Here is a 17,590-nt window from a genome sequence, read left to right on the forward strand (position 1 = left end):
CTGCTTAGGCCCTAAACCCGGCCGAAGCCGAAGCGGGCGGCGGCGAACGGGGTCGCGTCACGGACGGGAGCGGCGCCGGCGACCAGATCGGCGACGATGCGTCCGGTGATCGGCCCACTGGCGAAGCCGACATGGCCGTGGCCGAAGGCGTGGATGATGTCGGACGAGCGCGAGGCCGGGCCGATCACCGGCAGTCCGTCGGGCGTCGAGGGGCGATGGCCCATCCAGCGGTCGCGCACCGATCCCGGCCCATCCGGCAATCCCGGATAGGTCCTGCGGGCATGGCCGACCAGGATGTCGGCCCGTTCCCAGTTGGGCGCCGCATCGATGGATGCCAGCTCGACCTGACCCGACAGGCGCAGCCCGCCGGCGGTCGGGGTGTTCGCCATGCGGCCGTCGCTGGGCATCACTGGATGGCGCGGACCGGCCGTCCCGTCATCGACGACGGCGTGATAGCCGCGCTCGGCCTCCAGCGGGACACGGTCGCCGGCCATGGCGGCAAGCGTCCTGGATCGGATGCCCGACGCGATCACCGCACGGTCGCATGGAATGACGCCGCCGTCGGTCTCCACCGCCGCCAGGCGGCTGCCGTCGAAGGCGAAGCCGGTGGCGCGGACCGGAACCAGGCGGGCGCCCAGCGCAACCGCATGCGCGACGATCGCCGACACGTATCCGCCCGGATCGCGGCAATGCGCCCCCTCTTCCACCAGGATGCCGAACCGGTACAGATCGGACAGGCCGGGTTCGCGGGCTTCCAGGGCGGCACGGTCGAGTTCGCGCCAGTTCAGGCCGGTCATCCGGCGCAGCCGCCAGGACAGGGCCTCCGCCTCGAACGCCGTCCGCTCGGGATAGGCGTAGAGCAGCCCATCCTGCCGGATCAAGTCGCCGCACCCAATCGCCCCGGCCAGCGCCATATGGCGGGCGGGGCCGTCGGCCAGAAGCGTCGCCAACGCCGCGGCCGTCCGTTCGACCCGGCCGACGGTGGCGCCCGCCATGACGAAACGGAGCAGCCAGGGCGTCAGCCGCGCGAGGTCGCCCCAGCGGATGACCAGCGGCCCTTGCGAATCGAGCAGGTAGCCCGGCACCCGCCGCCACAGGCCGGGCATCGACATCGGCACCACCGAGGCCGGACTGATCCAGCAGCCGTGGCCATAGCTGGCAGACTGGCGCCCGCCGGGAGCTTCCGGTTCGAGGATCGTCACCTGACGACCGTCACGGACGAGTTCCAGCGCGCAACTGGCGCCGACGATTCCCGCGCCTGAGACGACTACGTGCATTACCGCCCTTTCACGCCTTCTGAAAGGCAAGCCGTGGGACATTCCGAAGCCGTGCGGCGCCGGCCCGCCGGGCACGGGACGCCAGTCACCGCCGCCCGCAGACGGGCCGATGCCGGATGATCGCAATGGAAGGAAGCCGGGCCGGCCGTCAGCCCGTCAGGTCGTCAGGATGGAGCCCGCCGTCAGGACGGTCCCAGCCCATTGTGGAAATGGCTGAGGAAGGCCCGGGTCGCCGGCTGGGACGGGGCCTCGATCATCTGCCGGGCCGGGCCTTCCTCGACGACGCAGCCGTCGCGCATGAACACCACGCGGTCGGCGACGTCGCGGGCGAAGGCCATCTCGTGCGTCACCAGCAGCATGGTCATTCCTTCGGCGGCGAGCGAGCGGATGACCGCCAGAACCTCGCCCACCAGTTCGGGGTCGAGGGCGGAGGTCGCTTCGTCGAACAGCATCACCTCCGGCTTCATCGCCAGTGCGCGGGCGATGGCGACACGCTGCCTTTGGCCGCCCGACAGCTTGTCGGGCTGGGCGGCCGCCTTGTCGGCCAGTCCGACCTTGGCGAGCAGGCCGTGGGCGAGGAGGCGCGCTTCCGCCTTGGGCATCCGCAGGACCGTCACCGGGCCTGACATCACATTCTCCTCCACGCTCATGTGCGGAAAGAGGTTGAAGTTCTGGAAGACCATGCCGGTTCTGGCGCGGAAGGCCGCCAGCTCCCGGTCGCCCGGCAGCCGGTGCCCGCCGGTGAAATCCAGGGCCTGCTCGCCGACCCGGATGAAGCCCTGATCCGGCACGGTCAACAGGTTGATGCTGCGCAGCAGGGTGGATTTCCCCGAACCGCTCGGCCCGATCAGCGCCACGACGCTGCCCTTGGCGACGCCGAGCGTGATGTCCTTCAGCACCTCGAGCTTGCCGAAGGATTTCCGAACCCCCACCAGCTCGATCATCGTCTGGGCGGACATGATGTTCACTCCCGCAACAGGTGGTGTGCCGTCAGTGGCTCATCCGCGCTTCCAGCCGGTGGGCGAAGCGCGTCAACGGGAACAGGATGATGAAATAGATGACGGCGATCATCGTGTAGGTTTCCAGCGGCCGGTAGCTCGCCGAGGTGATCAGCTGCCCCTGATAGAGCAGGTCCGGAACCGCCAGCACCGACAGCAGCGACGTGTTCTTCAGTTGAAGCACGGCTTGGTTGACCAGCGGCGGCACCATCCGCCGGAAGGCCTGAGGCAGGATCACCTGGCCCATCAACTGGTGCCGGCGCATGCCCAGCGCCCGGCCGGCATCCCATTGCCCCATGTCGACGGAGATGATGCCGCCCCGGATGATCTCGCCGAAGAAGGAGGCGCCGTAGAGCGTCAGCGTGATGAAGGCGGCGACGGACGGACTCAATTCGATGCCGGTCAGGATCGGCAGCGCGTAATAGACCCAGACCAGTTGCACCAGGACCGGCGTGCAGCGGAAGATCTCGATGATGCCGGTCATCACCGCCGTGGCGATGCGCATGTTCGACAGCCGGGCCAGCGCGATCATGCATCCCACCACCAGACCGGACACCACCGTGCCGATGGTGAATCCCAGCGTATAAAGGATGCCGACCCCGATCAGACCCTTGTATTGCAGCAGGAAACCGAAATCCCATTGATACTGCATCTATCGATCCCGTGTGTGTGGTCCGTGCGGAGTCCGTCGGTCCGATGCCATGCCGGCGGTCCCTGGCGTCAAGGACCTCCGGGGACCGCCGGCCTCACGCAGCCGGAATTCCGGCATGCAGCCAGCGGCCGAGCGTCAGGACATCGAAGACGGGAAGCCCGAACCGGGCGGCGATCGAGGCTGTGAAGGGCGGCAGGTTGGTGCATTCCAGCAGGATGGCGCCGATGGCCGGTTCCCGCCGCAACAGCTCCTCCATCACCGCCATCAACTCCGCTTCGAGGCCCGGCCGGTCGTATGGCTCGTTCTTCTCGATTAGCCGGTGGAAGGCACCCCCCCGCGGCAGGCCGGCGACCGGCGGCGAGGGGGCCGTTTCCGCCAGGCCGGCTTCGCGGAAATGCGCCGGAGTCAGCGAGGCCGCGTCGTAGGTGACGACGCCGATCCTGCGGCCGGCCGGCAGCATCGCGGCGATCTGCGGCAATTGCAGCAGGCTCGAGGTGGCGAGCGGCCGCGACAGCCGGGCGGCCAGCCGGCGCTGGCGCAGCACCAGGAAGCCGCAGGAGGTGAGGAGCGCCCCGGCCCCTTGGCGGATCAGGTCCTCACCCGCTTCGACGAAGGCGTCCGTCAGCCCGCCCTCGCGTCCGTCGACGACATCGCGCGGCAGCGCACCGGACACCGTCCGGTAGAGTACGGGGAAGGGCCAGCTGCCGGCATTGCCGACGTCGCCGACCGGGCGCTCGAAGCCGGTGTCGAGCATGATGATGCCAAGCGGTCTGCTCACGTCCGGTCTCCTCGCCAGAATCCGCACGCCACCCGGACTGGAAGCGTCACCGTCAGAATTGGAGTTCGGACGGGATGTCCTCCTTGCGGACGCCGACCAGTTCGAGGCTGGACGTGATCCAGTCGGCGACGACGCCGGAGGAGCGGTTGTACTCCAGCCAATTGTCCACGAAGGTGCGGAAGCGCGCGCTGTCCTCGGCCCGCACGCCGGCGCAGGTCGGCTGACGGATGGCCGGGCCGGGAATGACGATCTTCCCGACATTCGGGTTCTTCTTCACCGTCACCAGCGACAGCATGGCGACCTGGATGACCAGATCGGCCCGGCCGGTCTGGACGGCCAGCGTGGCATCGTCGGGGGTCTTCAGGGCGACCAGCGTGGCGTTCGGCAGAACACGGCGGGCGAACAGGTCATGGGTGGAACCGATGTCCACCGCCACACGGATGTCCGGCTTGTTCAGTTCCTCCCACTTCTTCGGCTCCAGCCCCTTCTTGGTGATGATGGTGAAGGTGTTCTGCATGATCGGCCGCGTGAACTCCACCACCAGCGCCCGCGACGGCGTGGGGCTGAGCCCGAACATGATGTCGATCTTGTTGGCCTGAAGGTCCAGAACGGCGTTGCCCCAGGTGGTCTCGCTGATCTCCAGCTCCGCCTCCAGCGACTTGGCCAGATCGCGCGCCATGCTCATGCAGAAGCCGGACCATTCGCCGGTGGCGATGTCCTTGTGATAGTACGGCTCCGTCCCGACGATGCCGGCGACGCGCAGCTTCTTGGTGCTGCGGATGCGGTCGAAGGTCGATCCGGCTGCCGGCTGCTGGGCCTGCGCCGACGCCGGAAGCGCCAGGGCACCCGCACCGGCCACGGCCGTTCCGGCGGCGGCAATTCCGACAAGCCCGGCGAAATCCCGTCTGCTGACCATATTGATCCCCTGTCCGTTCAATATTTCCGGGTTCCATTCAACCTGGGGCAGCATATTGGCCAGGAGATATTCTCAATTCCGCAGTCCTGGCCTTCCCCTTGGGGCGGGAACCTTCCGTTGATGAGACTATTTGATGACGTAGATCGCACGCTGAGAAAAACATTGAAAACTGCGTCTACCATGACTTTTATTCATGGTGCGGCAGGCGGGCGACCATGCGACGATATCTTCCATCCCTTTCGGCACTGCATGCTTTCGAGGCGGCAGCCCGATTCATGAACTTCACCAAGGCCGCGGACGACCTCGGACTGACCCAGAGCGGCATCAGCCGGCAGATCCGGAATCTCGAGGAATTTCTCGGCGTCACCCTGTTCCACCGCTCCGGTCCCCGCCTGGTCCTGACGGAGGTCGGCGCCACCTATTACCGCGATCTGGCGTTGGCACTCGACAAGCTGCAGGAAATCTCCATCGACGCGGTGCGCGGGCGCAGCGTCGATTCCTCCCTGATGATCGGAACCCATCATACGCTCGCCTCGCGCTGGCTGCCGGCGCGACTGGGGTCCTTCATCGCCGGCCACCCCGAAATTCCAATCGAGGTCTCGCCGGCCCTGCCGACCACCGATTTCGACACGACGCGGTTCGACATCACCATCCTGCGCGGCGCCGGCACCTGGCTGCACACGCGGTCCATCGAGCTGTTCGCCGAAAAGCTGGCAGTCGTTGCGTCCCCCGGCCTGATCGCCGCCGGGGAGAGGCTGGATCCGCTGGATTTCGCCAAGTTCCCGATGCTGCAGAACGCCAGCCGCCCCAGCCTATGGCTTCATTGGCTGCGCGTGGCCGGACTGAGCTACAACGGACGGATTCAGGGCAACCGCTTCGCTCACAACGACATGCTGATCAATGCAGCCGTCCACGGCATCGGCATCGCCGTGATCCCGATCTGCTACATCGAGCGGGAACTGGCATCCGGCGAGCTGCACATGCCCTTCGGGGAGGCCGTCCGCTCCGGCGACTCCTATTATGCGGTCTATCCCGAGCGCAAATCCCACCAGCCCAGCGTCATCCTGTTTCGCGATTGGCTGATCCGTCAGACCCGCAAGTATGAGCGGATCGCCACTGCGGACGAGTGAGCTTTCGCGTACCCGGCAGGCGGCCGGGATGGCGGAGCGCCAATCCTTCGACCGCCACCGGACGGCTCGCGCAGATAGCCGAGGGCGAACGGCGCCTTCTCCGGCATGGCGACCAGACGGTCGACGCCGACCTTGCAGGCTTCGGGCGCCGACCGGGCGCGCGAGGCGGCTTGCGACACCCCGCGCAACAGGCGTTCGCGCCGCTCGGCCCGCACCCGCTGGGTGGTTTCGGTCACGGCGGTGAAGATGCCCTCAACCGTGCCGGGCTTCCGAAAAATACCGCTGGCAAGCGGGCGGCGGCAAATTTACGGTGGGGGCGCCGAGGCCGTCCGGGGCAGGGGCCGCTCGCGGCGATCGGCGCGTGCAGGAGCTTCCTCGGTATGATCGACCAGCGGACCAGCGACTTCCTGTCGGAGTTCCTTGCCTCTCCGGACAGGGATCCGTCGGTTCTGGACCGTTTCCTTCTGCAGGGGCCGGAGCTTGGCCGCCGCGGGGCGAAGCCGCGCCTGAAGATCGCCTTCTTCGATTTCTGGCCCGAGTTCGATCCGGCCGCCAATCTCTTCATCGACATCCTGTCCGCCCGCTTCGAGCTGTCCGTCGTCGACAACGACTGCGACCTCGCCATCGTGTCGGTGTTCGGCACCCGCCATCGCGAGGCGCGGACCGCGCGCGCGCTGTTCTTCACCGGCGAGAATGTGCGGCCGCCGCTCGACGGGGTCGACATGTCGGTGTCCTTCGACCGCATCGACGATCCCCGGCACTATCGCCTGCCGCTCTACGTCATGCATGCCCATGACCATGTGCGCGAGGGAGCGACGCGGCATTTCTGCCAGTCTGTCCTGCCGCCGGTGCCGCCGACCCGGGAAGAGGCGGCCAACCGGAAATTCTGCGCCTTCCTCTACAAGAACCCCAACTGCGAGCGCCGCAACGCGTTCTTCCGGATGCTGTGCGCCCGGCGTCACGTGGATTCGGTGGGCTGGCTGCTGAACAACACCGGCAGCGTGGTCAAGATGGGCTGGCTGCCGAAGATCCGCGTCTTCTCCCGCTACCGCTTCGCCTTCGCCTTCGAGAACGCGGCTTATCCGGGCTATCTGACGGAAAAAATCCTCGACGCCTTCCAGGCCGGCGTGGTGCCGCTCTATTGGGGCGACCCCGGCGTCCTGCGGGACGTCGCCGCCGGCAGCTTCATCGACGTGTCGCGCTACTCCTCCGACAAGGAGGCCTGCGAGGCCATCCTGGCGATCGACGACGATTACGACAGCTATCGCCGCTACCGGAGCACCGCTCCCTTCCTCGGCACCGAAGATTTCCATTTCGATGCCTTCCGTCTGGCCGAATGGATCGAAAGCCGCCTGTAGCGGCGGAGGGACCGTCGCGATGAAGCGTGTGCTGCTGAACTATGCCGATGGCGCCTTCACCACGGCGCAGAAATACAACGCCAAGACCGGCCTGTCGGTGGGCGGCTTCGACGGCGTCGCGATGATGGGGCGCCGGCACATCGATGCCGGCTTCGCCGCCCGCAACGGGCATATCCTCGGCCAGCCGCGCGGAGCCGGCTATTGGCTGTGGAAGCCCTATTTCATCGACCTGCTGCTGCGCGAGCATCTGCAGGACGGCGACATCCTGTTCTACAGCGACAGCGGCGCCCATTTCGTCCAGGGCGCCGATCCGGTGATCGACCTGTGCCGGCAGCGGCGCGACCTGCCCGTCCTGCTGTTCACGCTAGAGGACCATCACCGCAACCGGGTCTGGACCAAGCGGGACTGCTTCCATTTCCTCGGGCTGGACGAGCCGGCCTTCACCGACGCGCCGCAGATCCTCGCCAGCTTCGTCGTCTGCGAACGCGGGCCGGCGACGATGGCCTTCTTCGCCGACTGGCTGCGGCATGCCCAGGACGCCCGGCTGATCACCGACGCGCCCAACGAATGCGGCCTGCCGGACTATCCCGACTTCCGCGACCACCGCCACGACCAGAGCATCCTCAGCCTGCTCGGCCGCCGCGACGGCGTGACCGTCCTTCCCGACATTTCGCAATGGGGCGACGGCCGGCGGCCGGCAGAGATTCCCCGCATCATGGAACACACGCGCTGGCGGGACTAGGAACGGGCATGGCAAGGAACAGCTTCGCCCGCGCCGCTGCGGCGGAACAGGGCGGGAACCTGGAGCAGGCAAGGGCTCTCTACCTCGAATCCCTCGACGCCGAGCCGCGCAACCCGAAGGCGCTGCACCGGCTGGGCGTGGTCGAGTCGCGGCTGGGCCGCCCGCGCGAGGCGGTGGCGCTGTTCCAGCAGTCGCTCGCCATCGCCAGGGACCTGGACGTCTATCTCGATTTCGGCAACGCCCTGTCCGCCATCTCCCGGTGGGATGCGGCGGCGACGGTCTATGGCGCGGCGTTGAGGGTCGCCCCCGATTCGGTCGATGCGCATTACGGGCTGGCGCTTTCCCTGCATCGCCAGGCGCGCCCGCAGGAGGCCGAGCCCCATTACCGCAAGGTGCTGGCCACCCATTCCCATCTGGGGGAGGTCCACAACAACCTCGGCGTCGCCCTGCAGGATCTCGGGCGGCTTGCGGAGGCTGCCGCCGCCCACCGGGAGGCGGTGCGGCTCGACCCCGCCGATGCCGGCGCCTGGAGCAGGCTCGGCGTCGCGCTTCATGGCCTGGGCCAGGGTGGGGAGGCGGAGGCGGCCTTCCGCAAGGCCGTCGGCTTCGCCCCGCGGGATGCGGAAAGCTGGCACAACCTCGCCTGCCTGCTGGAGGCGAACGGGCGGATGGAGGCGGCGATCGCCGCCGGGCGGCTGGCCGTTGCTCTCGATCCGGCGAGCGCGCGGAACTGGCTGGCGCTGGGCAATGCCGCCCATGCGGCGGAGCGGCGGGAGGAGGCTCGGCGGGCCGCGGCGGTCGCGGTACGGCTAAACCCCTCCGATCCGACGGCGCGCAACAACCTCGCCAACGCCCTGCGGGCGCTCGGCCGGTTGCGGGATGCCGTGGCCGAGTACCGCGCGGCCCTTGATCTGCAGCCCGACTTCCCGGTGGCGGAGGTCAATCTGGCGCTCGCCCTGTCGATCCTGCGCGACCCGGACGGCGCGCTGGCGGTCCTGCGCCGCCTGATCGCCCGGCAGCCGGAGAATGGCGACGCGTGGCGGCGGATGGGAGGCGTTCTGGCGGAGGCGGTCCGGCCCGACCTCGCCGTCGCCGCCCTCCGCAACGCCGTGGCCGTGCTGCCCGGCGATCCGGACTCCCATGCCGATCTGGCGATGGCGGCGTCGATCTGCGGCTGGAGCGGCCTGTCGGCCGATGCCTGCCGCCATGTGCTGCGGCTGGCTCCGGACCATGCGGCCGCGCTGGGTCAGCTCGTCCACGAGAAGCGGCTGCTCTGCGACTGGCGCGAGCTGGACGGCCTGGAAACCCGGCTGCTCCGGCGGGTGCGGGACGGGGCGGAGGGCGTGCCGCCCTTCGACGTCCTGTCCTGCGCCTCGACGCTCGCCGACCAGCGCTCGGCCGCGGCGCGCTGGGCGGCGGCGAAAGCCCGCGGCGTGACCCCCGTCGTCCGCCCGCCGGCCTCGTCTTCCCCGTCTTGCGCTGACGGGCGGCTGCGCATCGGCTACCTGTCGTCGGATTTCCGGGAGCACGCGATGGGCCACCTGATGGTCGACGCGCTGGAAACGCATGACCGGTCCCGCTTCGCCGTCACCGCCTATTCGGCCGGCATCGACGACGGCAGCGCGCTGCGCCGGCGGTTCGAGCGGTCGATGGAGCGGTTCGTCGACCTGCGCCGCCAGACGGATGCCGACGCGGCCCGGGCCATCGCGGCCGACGGCATCGACATCCTGGTGGATCTGACCGGCTTCACCACATTCTCGCGAACCTCGATCCTGGCCGCCCGTCCGGCACCGGTGCAGGTCAACTGGCTGGGCTATCCGGGAACGCTGGGCGCCGCCTTCGTCGACTACATCGTCGCCGACCCGGTGGTGATCGCACCGGGCGAAGAGGCGTTCTTCGCCGAGCGGGTGGTGCGGCTGCCGGACTGCTACCAGCCCAACGACCGCCACCGGGCCATCGCCGATGCCACGCCCTCGCGCGCGGAGTGCGGGTTGCCGGAGGACGGCTTCGTCTTCTGCTGCTTCAACAGCTCCCACAAGCTGACGCCGGCCCTGTTCGACGGCTGGGCGCGCATCCTCACGGCGGTGCCGGGCAGCGTCCTGTGGCTCTATGCCGGAACCCCCGAGGTGGCGGCCAATCTGCTGCGCGAGGGCGAAGCGCGCGGCATCGCCCCCGGCCGCCTCGTCTTCGCCAAGCCCTTGCCCCATGCCGAGCATCTGGCGCGGCACCGGCTGGCCGACCTGTTCCTCGACACGCTTCCCTACAACGCCCACACCACGGGCAGCGACGCCCTGTGGGCGGGGCTGCCGGTGCTGACCCGCCGCGGCACGACCTTCGCCGGGCGGGTGGCGGCCAGCCTGCTGCTGGCGGCCGGGCTGCCCGAACTGATCACCGACGGCGAGGAGGAGTATGAGGCGGCGGCGGTGGCGCTCGCCCGCTCCCCCGGCCGGTTGCGGGTCCTGCGGGAGCGGCTGGCGCGGAACCGGACGGCCTGCCCGCTGTTCGACACACCGCGCTTCACCCGCCATCTGGAAGCCGCTTATCTTGCGATGTGGGACATCCACCGCGCCGGCGACGCGCCGCGGTCGATCGCCATCGACGCCGGGGATGCCGGCGGTTCCGCATCCGCCGCACAGGAAGGGAAGGAGACCACATGACGACCGGCGACAGCGCGGGGGCGCGGCTCCACATCGTCGTTCCCTACCGGGATCGCGAAAGCCATCTCCGGCAGTTCGTTCCCCGGGTGAGCGCCTATCTCGACCGCCTCGTTCCGCGGATCGACTACCGCGTGACCATCGTGGAGCAGGAGGCCGGGCTTCCCTTCAACCGCGGGGCGCTGAAGAATGCCGGCTTCCTGCTCGGGGAGGGGCGGAGCGATTATGTCTGCCTGCACGACGTCGATTACCTGCCGGTCGACGCCGATTACTCCTGGGCCGACTGCCCCACCCCCATCCTCTGGTACGGGGCGGAGCAACGGCCGGTGGCGCCGGGGGTCTCCGAGCACACGGTGACGACCAACCTCGAAAGCACGATGGGCGGCGCGCTGCTGGTGCCGAACGCGGTCATGCGGCAGGTCGACGGCTATTCCAACGCCTATTGGGGCTGGGGCTACGAGGATTTCGATTTCGCGCTGCGGATCCGGGCGCGGCGGATCGCCACCGGCCGGCGCAAGGGGCGCTTCCTCCCGCTCGACCACCGCAATGACGGTTTCACGCCCGATGCGGCACCGTCGCCGATCTCCCTGGTCAACCGCCGCGTCTTCCAGGAACTCTGGTCGGCCGGCAGGATTCCGGCCGGCGACGGCCTGTCCAGCCTGTCCTTCGACGTTCTGGAGCGCAGTCCCTGCGATGCCGGGATCGAGGATGCGCAGGGGCGCTGGGAGATCGTCCGCGTGCGTTTCAACCATGCTCCGAGGCAGGATCAGGCGGAGGCCGACCGGTCAGGCGCCGACGCCCGCACGGGCCGCGCCTGACCGCCGGCCAAGCCCGTTCACATGCTCGACTTGCCGCCATGGGCGGAGGACCAGCCCACCGGGTCGTTCAGGAACTTCTCGACCTCGGACAGGGTGTTCTCGTCGAAGTAGCGGTTGTCGCGGGCGACCTTCAGCACGTCCCACCAGGTGCACAGCGCGTGCAGGCGAACGCCGATGGCGTCCATGTTGACCTGCGACTGCGGGAAGATGCCGTAGTGGAAGATCACGAAGGTGTCGGTCACCTGGGCGCCGCCGTTGCGCAGCGCGGTGACGAAGTTCTCCTTGCTCTTGCCGTCGGTCGCCAGATCCTCGACCAGCAGGACGCGCTGGCCCTCGGTCAGCAGGCCTTCGATCTGGGCGTTGCGGCCGAAGCCCTTCGGCTTCTTGCGCACATACTGCATCGGCAGTTCCAGCCGGTCGGCGATCCAGGCGGCGAACGGAATGCCGGCGGTCTCGCCGCCCGCCACCGCGTCGATGGCCTCATAGCCGATCTCGCGCTCGATGGTGGCGACCGCGAAGTCCATCAGCGCCTTGCGGGCGCGCGGGAAGGAGACGATGCGGCGGCAGTCGGTGTAGACCGGGCTCGCCCAGCCCGAGGTGAAGATGAAGGGCGTCTCGGCGTTGAAGTGCAGCGCCTTGATCTCCAGCAGGATCTTGGCCGCGGTGGCGGCGATGGTGGCCTGATCGGGCAGGGTCGACATGACGGGGGCTCCGGAAAACGAGGGTCGGCCCCTGTGTAGCGGGGGAGAGTGCGATTCGCAATTCCCGACGAAACGTCCGGACATGGTCATCGCACCCCGGCGGCGACGGTCAGGCCCGGGCGTTTCGCGGACCGGCGTCAGGCGGCCCGGACCGCCCGGGTGTAGCCGTCGACTTCCGTCCGCAGCCGCTCCATCTCGCGGCGGAGTTCGGTCGCCGCCGCGGCCAGTTCGCCGGCTGTGCGGTCGGTGCCGACGATGGTGTCGTGAACGCCGCCCAGCATGCCGGACATCGCCGTCACCGCGCCCGATCCGTCATTCATCGCCCGCAGGATGCCCTGCGCCGTGTCCGATTGGCGCGATACCGCGTCGGCGATGGCCGCTCCGCTGTCGCGAACCGCCTCCACCGTGCGGGAGACCCCGCCCATGGCCTGGACCGCATCGTCGACGATGGCCTGGATGCCGGCGATCTGGCCCTGGATGTCCTCCGTCGCCCTGGCCGTCTGGCCGGCGAGGCTCTTCACCTCGTTGGCGACCACGGCGAAGCCGCGGCCGGCTTCACCGGCGCGGGCCGCCTCGATGGTGGCGTTGAGCGCCAGCAGGTTGGTCTGGCTGGCGATGCTGTTGATCAGCCCGACCACGTCGCCGATCCGCTGCGACGCTTCGGCAAGGTCGCCGATCCTGCGCGCCGCCTCGCCGGTCTGCTGGACGGCATCGGCCGTCATGCGGGTGGACTGCCCGCTGTGGCGGCCGACCTCGCCGATCGAGGCGCCCAGCCCGTCGGCACCGGCTGCGGCGTCGCGCACGATGCGGGCGGCGGTGTCGGCATGACGGCGCACGTCGCCGATCTCGTCCGTCGCGCGCCCCGCGTTCCGGGACATGGTGCCGGCGGTGGACTGCAACTGTTCGCTGGTGGCGCCCAGCCCGCGCAGAATGGTCTCGGTCTGGCCGGTGAAGCGTGCGGTGGCATCGTTCAAGGCGGCGAGCTTGCGCAGATCCTCGTCCCGCCGGGCCTCCTCTTCCGTCCGGCGGCGATCGAGATCCGCCGCTTGGCTCTGCATCAGCATCACCGCGGCGGTCACCCGGCCGATGGCGTCGTCCACGAGATAGGCCAAGGCGACGTCGCGCCGGCCGCGCCCGATCTCGGCGATCCCTTCCGTCGCGCGGTCGAGCGGCCGGATGATCGAGCGGCCGATGCCCAGCGCCATCACCGCCGATCCGCCGATGGCCAGCGCGGTCACGATGCCGATCAGCGCATAGGCATAGGTCGCGATGGTGGCGGACGCGTCGTTGCTGGCATGGTTTTCCGCCCGGATCAGGGTGGACAGCGCGTCGTTGCGGTCCTCAAGCTGGCGGAACCGCTCCAGAAAGGCGGGGAGGGTGGCTTTCGCCTTCGCCGTATCGCGCAGGGCGAGATCGAACAGCCCCTCCGCCGCGTGGATGTACTCTTCCATCGGGACGCGCAGCTCATCCAGCGCGCCGCCGATCGCGGCGCTGAGGGCGAGGCGCCGATTGGCGTCCAACGCCCCGCGGAAGGTGTCGGCATGCTCCTTGAGGTCCTGCCTGACCTCTTCCCGGTCCTTGGCGGCCGCCTCGGGTCCGGCCAGGAGGGCGGCAAGCACATCGGCGCGCAGGGCGTCGTGCATCATGTCGCCGGTCTGGTGGTTCGACAGCGCTTCGCCGGTGGTCAGAACCTGCCGGTTGGCGCCATCGACGAAGAACAGCGCCGAACCGGCGATGCCGCCCACGATCAACAGGGCCAATGCGGCGGATATCGGCAGCAGAGACAATTTCCGGGACAAAGTCAGAGCTGGCATCCGCACGGACCTTCACTGATGGAGAATGGGAACACTGCATATGATCCATAGATCACAAGCGGCATTCCACTCAATTTTTGCGAAAATCTGTGCGGATATTGGGTGAATACCCGGCAGTTGCTCCCAGCACGTCCCCCCGTGCTTTAAGCCCCTCCCGTCAGCCCCTTCTTCACCCTTGGCCGCGCACGCTGCCGAGGAAGCGGTCGACCTGGGCATGCAGCCGTTCCGCCTGCTTCGACAGTTCCCCGGACGAGGAGAGCAGGCGGGAAGCGCCGCTTCCGGTCTCGGAGGCCGCCTGCAGGACGCCGCCGATCGAGGAGGAAACCTCGTTGGTGCCGGCCGCCGCCTGCTGGACGTTGCGGGCGATTTCCATGGTCGCGGCGTTCTGGCCGTCGACGGCCTGGGCGATGGTGCCGACGATGACGTTCACCTCGCCGATGGTGGCGGCGATGCTCTGGATCGCCTGGACCGCATCGGCCGTCGCCGTCTGGATCTCGGCGATCTGCTGCGAGATGTCGCCGGTCGCCTTGGCGGTCTGGTTGGCCAGGCTCTTCACCTCGCTGGCGACCACGGCGAAGCCCTTGCCCGCTTCACCGGCCCGCGCCGCCTCGATGGTGGCGTTCAGCGCCAGCAGGTTGGTCTGCCCGGCGATGGAGTTGATGAGGTTCACCACGTCGCCGATCTGGTTCGCCTTCGACGACAGGCCGTCGACGATGCGGTTGGTGCCGTCCGCCTGCTCGGCGGCCTGCTTGGCCTTGCTGCTGCTCTCGCCGATCTGCCGGCCGATCTCGGCGATGGAGGCGGCGAGTTCCTCGGCGGCGGCGGCCACGGTCTGGACGTTGACCGACGCCTGTTCGGAGGCGGCGGCGACGGTGGTCGCCTGGGTCTCGGTGTGGTCGGCGGTGGTCGCCAGCGACTGCGCCAGGGACCGCACCTCGGTGGAGGAGGAGGCGACGCTGTCGACGACGCCCTTCACTTCGTTCTCGAACCGGTCGGCGAGCGCGGCCATCTCGGCCCGCTTGCGCTCCTCGGCGGCATGTTCGGCATCGGCCTGACGGCGGCGGAAGGCGTCGGCCTCCACCGCATTGGCCTTGAACACCTCGACGGCGCCGGTGATCTGCCCGATCTCGTCCTTGGCTTCGGACGCCGGCACGGCAACCGTCAGGTCGCCCTTCGCCAGGGTCAGCATCGCGTTGGTCAGGCGGCGCAGCGGGCGCAGGGCCGCCACCGTCCAGAAGCCGAAGGCGGCGGCCATCAGCAGGGCGACGCCGCACAGCGACAGCATCAGCGTCTGGAAGCCCTTGGCGACCTCGCGCGCCCGCGCGGCGATGGTCTGGTTCTTATGTTCCTGCAGATCGATGAAGGCGTTGATGCGGTTCAGCCATTCGGTGAAGGCCGGGCGGGCCTCCTGCATCAGGGCCTTCTGCGCGGCGGCCATGTCGTTGGCCTTGCGGGCGGCGATGACCGCCTTGACCGCCGGCAGGGCCTTCGCCTCGATCTCCTTGATGCCGGCCAGCAGGCTCCGTTCCTGCGGCTCGATGTCGGTCATGCTGGCGAACATGGCGTCGAGCGGCTTGGCGGCCTGGTCATAGAAGGTGGCCAGCCGGTCGATGTCGGCCAGCACGGCGGTCAGCATCGCCTGATCGCCGGCGAGCACCACGTCGCGCAGCGCGATCGCGCGGTCGTGCACGCTGCCGCGGAAGTTGATGGCGTAGCGCTGCTTGACGCTGTTCACCTCGTTGATCCGGGTGAGGTCGGCATCGATCTTGCGCACCTCCCGGACGCCGATGACGGTCAGGCTGAGCAGAAGCACAAGCACAACGCCGAAGCCGAGGAACAGCCGTGTGCGTATCGTGGCGTGCCGTGAGAGAAACATGGCGGCGCATTCCGTCAAAGTTGGCCCGGATGGGTAATAGAAACACTCTATACCAAAAAGTATTACCTTTTTGGGTTAATCAAGATGAGCATCCCGACCGTAGCCGGCAAGTAGGCCGGCATGGTTATGCCGATGGATCGTCGGGTTGCGGATCGCCGGCGGGGCCGCAATATGCGAAGGCCGGAAACCGATCCGGAGAAACCGCCTTGGACCAGCCGATGCTCCCCCTGTCCGCCTCCCCGCCTTCCCGCCGCCGGCCCCGTCTGGTGGCCATGGCCCTGCTTCCGGCCCTGTTGATGCCGGCGACCATGTCCGGTCCTGCATCGGCGGCCGCCGCGAGCCAGGAACCGAGCCAGGAAACCGGCCGGGATGGAGCGGCGGACCGGCCGGGCTCCGCAATGGCCCAGCCCGGCGGCACGGACGGTCCGAAGGCGGAAGATCGCAAGTCCGGCGACCTCCAGGGCTTCGATCCCCAGCGCAGCGTGACCAGGCACAGCCTGCCGCTGCCGGACGGGGCGCTGGCCTATACGGCGACGGCGGAGTTCCTGCCGCTGCGCGACGGCGCCAAGGAGGAACTGGCGGCCCGCATCTTCACGGTGAGCTACAGCGCCGAGCCGAAGACGCCGTCGGACGGGCCGCGCCCGGTCACCTTCGTCTTCAACGGCGGACCGGGAGCGGCGTCGGCCTACATGCATCTGGGTGCTGCCGGCCCGAAGGTCGTCGCCTTCGGGCCGGACGGCGCCCTGCCGCGGCCGCCGGCTCCGCTGGTCGACAATCCCGACAGCTGGCTGGCCTTCACCGATTTGGTCTTCATCGACCCGGTCGGCACCGGATTCAGTCGGGCGGTGAAGCCCGACGAAACGGAAAAGCGCTTCTGGTCGGTGGACGGCGATGCGCGGTCGATGGCGGAGATCGTCCGGCTCTGGCTGACCCGCGAGGGGCGCTGGTCGTCGCCGACCTTCCTGGCCGGCGAGAGCTACGGCGGCTTCCGCATCGCCAAGATGGCGGACGAACTGATCGATCAGGTCGGGCTTGCGGTCAACGGACTGATCCTGGTCTCGCCCGTCGTCGATTTCGCCGCGATCGACGAGGACGGCATCCTTGCCCCGGCCTGGAAACTGCCATCGATGGCAGCATCCGCCGCGGCGCTGGGACGCGCGCCCGGCACACCGGAGCAGGCGGCCGAAGCGGCGGAACGCTTCGCGCTCGGCCCCTATCTGAGCGGGCTTGCCGGGCTCGATTACGGACGGCTCGATGCGGCCCGGGACGTCTTCGCCGAGGTGGCGCGCCTCACCGGCCTGCCGGAGGAGACCGTGCGGCGCCAGCGCGGGCGCGTGCCGATGGGGGTCTTCACCCGCGAGCTTCTGCGCGACCGGGGACGGGTCCTCAGCATCTACGACGGCACCTTCACCGCGCCCGATCCCGATCCGGGAGCGCCGCGCCTGCCCTTCGACCCTTTCCTGAAGGGCACGGTGCCGACCTACACCACGGCCTTCGCCGCCTATGCCCACGACGCGCTCGGGGTGCGAACCGACGCGCCCTACCGGCTGCTCAGCGACCGGGTGAACCGGAACTGGGAATGGCCGCGCATGACGGTGCCGAGCGCCGTCGACGCGCTGCAGACGGCGCTGACCCTGCAGCCGGGGTTGCGGGTGCTGATCGTCCATGGGCGGACCGACCTGATCACGCCCTACATGGCGTCGCGCTGGGTGGCATCGAGGCTGGAACTGCCGGAGGGGGAGCGAGGCCGGGTTTCGGTGACGGTCCATCCCGGCGGCCACATGATGTATACTCGGGCGGAAGGCCGCCATGCATTATTTGAGGACGCCCGCAAACTCGTTCAGGATACACTTCATTGACTTGCACACGAATAGTA

General features: G+C 68.8%; 15 protein-coding genes. 6 read left to right on the top strand and 9 right to left on the bottom strand.

The annotated features are described in order from the left end of the window. Nucleotides 1-11: 11 nt before the first annotated feature. The 5 genes from JHL17_RS27540 to JHL17_RS27560 form a co-directional block, all read right to left on the bottom strand. Nucleotides 12-1,277 carry an NAD(P)/FAD-dependent oxidoreductase gene (locus tag JHL17_RS27540; RefSeq protein WP_200197852.1) on the bottom strand — a complete coding sequence of 422 codons (1,266 nt, stop codon included), beginning with the start codon at nt 1,275-1,277 and terminating at the stop codon, nt 12-14. A 182-nt stretch (nt 1,278-1,459) separates the two neighbouring features. Then, nucleotides 1,460-2,236 carry an amino acid ABC transporter ATP-binding protein gene (locus JHL17_RS27545; protein WP_282189366.1) on the bottom strand — a complete coding sequence of 259 codons (777 nt, stop codon included), beginning with the start codon at nt 2,234-2,236 and terminating at the stop codon, nt 1,460-1,462. Between the two features lie 31 nt (nt 2,237-2,267). Then, nucleotides 2,268-2,927 carry an amino acid ABC transporter permease gene (locus JHL17_RS27550; protein WP_200197853.1) on the bottom strand — a complete coding sequence of 220 codons (660 nt, stop codon included), beginning with the start codon at nt 2,925-2,927 and terminating at the stop codon, nt 2,268-2,270. Between the two features lie 94 nt (nt 2,928-3,021). Next, nucleotides 3,022-3,705 carry an aspartate/glutamate racemase family protein gene (locus JHL17_RS27555; protein ID WP_345773889.1) on the bottom strand — a complete coding sequence of 228 codons (684 nt, stop codon included), beginning with the start codon at nt 3,703-3,705 and terminating at the stop codon, nt 3,022-3,024. 52 nt (nt 3,706-3,757) lie between these two features. Further along, nucleotides 3,758-4,621 carry a transporter substrate-binding domain-containing protein gene (locus JHL17_RS27560; RefSeq protein WP_200197854.1) on the bottom strand — a complete coding sequence of 288 codons (864 nt, stop codon included), beginning with the start codon at nt 4,619-4,621 and terminating at the stop codon, nt 3,758-3,760. A gap of 215 nt (nt 4,622-4,836) precedes the next feature. Here JHL17_RS27560 and JHL17_RS27565 point away from each other — a divergent pair, with 215 nt between their 5' ends. Continuing rightward, nucleotides 4,837-5,751: a LysR substrate-binding domain-containing protein gene (locus tag JHL17_RS27565; protein ID WP_200197855.1), complete on the top strand. Its 915-nt coding sequence runs from the start codon at nt 4,837-4,839 to the stop codon at nt 5,749-5,751. Here the strand turns inward: JHL17_RS27565 and JHL17_RS27570 are convergent. Further along, the gene (locus JHL17_RS27570; protein WP_200197856.1) at nt 5,709-5,987 is read right to left on the bottom strand and encodes a hypothetical protein; all 279 of its coding nucleotides are present in this window, start codon (nt 5,985-5,987) and stop codon (nt 5,709-5,711) included. The genes JHL17_RS27565 and JHL17_RS27570 overlap by 43 nt on opposite strands. A gap of 144 nt (nt 5,988-6,131) precedes the next feature. Between JHL17_RS27570 and JHL17_RS27575 the strand changes: the two genes are divergently transcribed. Genes JHL17_RS27575 through JHL17_RS27590 form a run of 4 tightly spaced genes read left to right on the top strand, consistent with a single transcriptional unit; the run spans nt 6,132 to nt 11,323 of the window. After that, the gene (locus JHL17_RS27575) at nt 6,132-7,109 is read left to right on the top strand and encodes a glycosyltransferase family 10 domain-containing protein (RefSeq protein ID WP_200197857.1); all 978 of its coding nucleotides are present in this window, start codon (nt 6,132-6,134) and stop codon (nt 7,107-7,109) included. A gap of 19 nt (nt 7,110-7,128) precedes the next feature. Beyond that, nucleotides 7,129-7,851, top strand: coding sequence for a hypothetical protein (locus JHL17_RS27580; protein WP_200197858.1), 723 nt, complete (start codon nt 7,129-7,131; stop codon nt 7,849-7,851). Between the two features lie 8 nt (nt 7,852-7,859). After that, entirely contained in the window at nt 7,860-10,508 is a 2,649-nt protein-coding gene (locus JHL17_RS27585; RefSeq protein ID WP_200197859.1) for a tetratricopeptide repeat protein, read from the top strand. Next, nucleotides 10,505-11,323, top strand: a complete 819-nt coding sequence (locus tag JHL17_RS27590; RefSeq protein WP_200197860.1) for a galactosyltransferase-related protein — start codon at nt 10,505-10,507, stop codon at nt 11,321-11,323. The genes JHL17_RS27585 and JHL17_RS27590 overlap by 4 nt, the downstream gene beginning before the upstream one ends. A 17-nt stretch (nt 11,324-11,340) precedes the next feature. Here the strand turns inward: JHL17_RS27590 and JHL17_RS27595 are convergent, their stop codons facing one another. From JHL17_RS27595 to JHL17_RS27605, 3 genes are all read right to left on the bottom strand, one after another. Continuing rightward, nucleotides 11,341-12,024 carry an orotate phosphoribosyltransferase gene (locus JHL17_RS27595; protein ID WP_200197861.1) on the bottom strand — a complete coding sequence of 228 codons (684 nt, stop codon included), beginning with the start codon at nt 12,022-12,024 and terminating at the stop codon, nt 11,341-11,343. A 137-nt stretch (nt 12,025-12,161) separates the two neighbouring features. Next, nucleotides 12,162-13,784 carry a methyl-accepting chemotaxis protein gene (locus tag JHL17_RS27600; RefSeq protein WP_200197862.1) on the bottom strand — a complete coding sequence of 541 codons (1,623 nt, stop codon included), beginning with the start codon at nt 13,782-13,784 and terminating at the stop codon, nt 12,162-12,164. Between the two features lie 223 nt (nt 13,785-14,007). Next, nucleotides 14,008-15,714 carry a methyl-accepting chemotaxis protein gene (locus tag JHL17_RS27605; protein WP_200197863.1) on the bottom strand — a complete coding sequence of 569 codons (1,707 nt, stop codon included), beginning with the start codon at nt 15,712-15,714 and terminating at the stop codon, nt 14,008-14,010. Nucleotides 15,715-15,932: 218 nt separating this feature from the next. Here JHL17_RS27605 and JHL17_RS27610 point away from each other — a divergent pair, with 218 nt between their 5' ends. Beyond that, nucleotides 15,933-17,573, top strand: a complete 1,641-nt coding sequence (locus tag JHL17_RS27610) for a S10 family peptidase (protein WP_200197864.1) — start codon at nt 15,933-15,935, stop codon at nt 17,571-17,573. The last annotated feature ends 17 nt before the right edge of the window (nt 17,574-17,590 follow it).

The organism is Azospirillum endophyticum (genome assembly GCF_016595245.1).
Lineage (GTDB): Bacteria > Pseudomonadota > Alphaproteobacteria > Azospirillales > Azospirillaceae > Azospirillum > Azospirillum endophyticum.